Origin of the sequence: Streptomyces sp. NPDC060205 (genome assembly GCF_042728395.1) — a bacterium.
GTDB lineage: Bacteria > Actinomycetota > Actinomycetes > Streptomycetales > Streptomycetaceae > Streptomyces.
In genome coordinates this window covers 1-2,916 of sequence record NZ_JBHWZP010000579.1, presented here as the reverse complement: position 1 = coordinate 2,916, position 2,916 = coordinate 1, and the positions used below count along the sequence as shown (strand labels likewise).

2 protein-coding genes are annotated in these 2,916 nt (G+C 72.1%); both read right to left on the bottom strand.

Going from position 1 to position 2,916, the window contains the following annotated elements; genetic code table 11:
- Positions 1 to 1,215 (bottom strand): 1,4-alpha-glucan branching enzyme (gene glgB, locus ACFWGJ_RS43105; protein WP_387334429.1); only part of this gene is annotated, 1,215 nt, incomplete at its 3' end.
- A gap of 146 nt (positions 1,216 to 1,361) precedes the next feature.
- The gene (locus tag ACFWGJ_RS43100) at positions 1,362 to 2,768 is read right to left on the bottom strand and encodes a maltokinase (RefSeq protein WP_387334428.1); all 1,407 of its coding nucleotides are present in this window, start codon (positions 2,766 to 2,768) and stop codon (positions 1,362 to 1,364) included.
- Between the last annotated feature and the right edge of the window lie 148 nt (positions 2,769 to 2,916).

Here is a 2,916-nt window from a genome sequence, read left to right as displayed (position 1 = left end):
GTAGTCGAGGTAGAGCATGGAGGCGACCGCGTCGACGCGCAGTCCGTCGATGTGGAACTCCTCGCACCAGTACACCGCGTTGGCGACGAGGAAGTTGCGCACCTCCACGCGCCCGTAGTCGAACTCGTACGTGCCCCAGTCCGGGTGCTCGGCCCGCCGGTCGTCCCCGGGCTCGTACAGCGGCTCGCCGTCGAAGCGGCCCAGCGCCCAGTCGTCCTTCGGGAAGTGCGCGGGCACCCAGTCCATGATCACGCCGATGCCGGCCCGGTGCAGCGCGTCGACGAGGTACTTGAAGTCGTCGGGGGTGCCCAGCCGTGAGGTGGGGGCGTAGAAACCGGTGACCTGGTAGCCCCAGGAGCCGCCGAAGGGGTGTTCGGCGACCGGCATCAGCTCGACATGGGTGAAACCGAGGTCGCCCACGTACGCGGGCAGCTCGTCCGCCAGCTGACGGTACGTCAGGCCCGGTCGCCAGGACGCCAGGTGGACCTCGTACACGGAGAACGGCGCCTCGTGCACCGGCGTGTCACCGCGGTGGGCCAGCCACTGCGCGTCGTTCCACTCGTAGTGCGAGGTGGTGACGACGGACGCCGTGTCGGGCGGCACCTCGGCGCGGCGGGCCATCGGGTCCGCCTTGAGGAAGCGGTCGCCGTGCCGGGAGGTGATCTCGAACTTGTACCGCGCGCCCTCGCCGACACCGGGCAGGAACAGCTCCCACACCCCGGCCGCGCCCAGCGAGCGCATCGGGAACTGCGTGCCGTCCCAGAACGTGAAGTCCCCGGCGACCCGCACCCCTTGCGCGTTCGGCGCCCACACCGTGAAGCGGGTGCCCGCCACTCCCTGGTGCTCCATCGGTTCGGCCCCGAGCGCCCGCCACAGCTGCTCGTGCCGGCCCTCGCGGACGAGGTGCAGATCGAGTTCGCCGAGCGCGGGCAGGAAGCGGTACGGATCCTGCACCTCCAACTCGACACCGCCCGCGTATCTGACCACCAGCGTGTACTCGGGAACGGCGTCGAGCGGCAGCACCCCGGAGAAGAGTCCGCCGCCCTCGCTGTCCAGCAGCATCCGCAGCCCGTCCGGCAGCGCCACCGCCACGGACTCGGCGAACGGCCGCAGCGCACGGACGACGACACCCTCCGCCACCGGATGCGCCCCGAGCAGGGCGTGCGGATCGTGATGGGTCCCCGACAGCAGCCGCTCCCGGTCCGTCACCTCCATCGAGGACACCGGCGGTCGCCCGCCGGGTCCCCCCGGCCCCGGTTCGCACGGACCGTCCTCGACGGACCGGACGTCCTCGACGGACCGGATCTCCTCGGACGGCGGCGGGGTCAGGGGTACGGAGATATCGCGGGCTGCCACGGTTTTCAGCCTCCTTGAGCGCTGTGGAAGGAGTGGAAGGAAGGAACCGGCGCGTGCGGTGCCGGGGTGTGCTCGGCGAGCCGGGCGATCGCCGCCATCGGCACGGGCAGCCAGTCGGGCCGGTGCCGTGCCTCGTACAGGGCCTCGTACACGGCCCGGTCGGTCTCGTGCGCCCGCAGCAACGCGCGCTGCGCACGCGGGTCCCAGCGTGCCTGTAGGGCGTATCCCGCGCAGTAGGCGTCACGGCAGCGCCGGGCCCAGTCGGGACGCCACGGGTGGCGGCTGCGGGCGGCGTAGTCGAAGGACCGCAGCATGCCCGCGACATCGCGTACGGGGGACTGCGGCTGCCGGCGTTCGGCGATGGGACGGGCCGGTTCGCCCTCGAAGTCGATGACGGACCAGCGTTCCCCTGCCCACAGCACCTGACCGAGATGCAGGTCGCCGTGGATCCGCTGCACCGGACGGCCCGAGTCGAGCGCCGCCAGCTCGTCGAAGGCGCCCCGCAGCCCGTCCACGTGGGGCAGCAGCTCCGGCACCGAACGGCTCGTCGTGTCGAGGCGTTCGATCATCGCGGCCGCGAGCCGCCGGTTCCCGTCCGCGGTCGGCGTGCCGAGGGCGAACGCGGCGGCCAGCGCGAGATGCACCTCGGCGGTCGCGCGCCCCAGTTCGTACGCCTCCTCCCGGAAGTCCCGTCCCGCGGTGAGCGATTCGAGCGCCAGGGTCCAGCCGTCGACGGCGTCCGGCAGGAACGGCTGGAGCACGCCGAGTGTCGCCGGCAGCGGCTCCGAGGTACGGAACCACGCCACGGGGGCCGGTACCCGGGTGCACCCCTGACGGGCCAGGGCCCAGGGCACCTCCAGGTCCGGATTGATGCCGGGCCGGACCCGCCGGAAGATCTTGAGGATGTACGCGTTCCCGTACACCAGGCTTGTGTTGGACTGCTCCACGTCGAGCAGACGCGGTGTCAGACCGGCGGGGACGCTCACCTTCGCGTCCCGCTCGAACCGCAGCGGGCCCGCCGTTCCCGGTGTGCGCAGCCGCTCCAGGAGCAGGTCGGCCGACCTCGGCTCCTGAAGGGCGTCGTACACGGTCAGGCCGGCCAGCGGCCCCTGGCTCGCGCGCCCGATGCGGGCGTGGGCCAGCCGGGGAGGCAGCACCTCCCCGACACCGAGGAGCAACTGGTAGCAGTCCCCGGGCCGCGACGGGGAGGAGCCGTCCCCGGTACTGACCAGCAGGTGCAGGCACGCCGGATGCAGCTCGGTCACCGAGAGCAGGGAGAGGTCCGTGACCCGCCGGCCCTTGCCCGCGAACCACCGTTGTTCGGGCAGCCATGCCTGAAGCAGGTCGGCGAGCGACGTCAGCAGGTGGGCCGGACTGTGGCCGCTGGGGCGGGGTGCTACGACCTTGCACATGTCGACCCGTCCTTTCAGGAGCACACCGTCAATCGGCGACTGGTGAGCGGAGTGGCGTCCTTGCGGAGGCGGAACCAGTAGAAGCCGTGGCCGGCGAGGGTGAGGAGGTAGGGGAGTTCGCCGATGGCGGGGAAGCGGACGCCGCCGA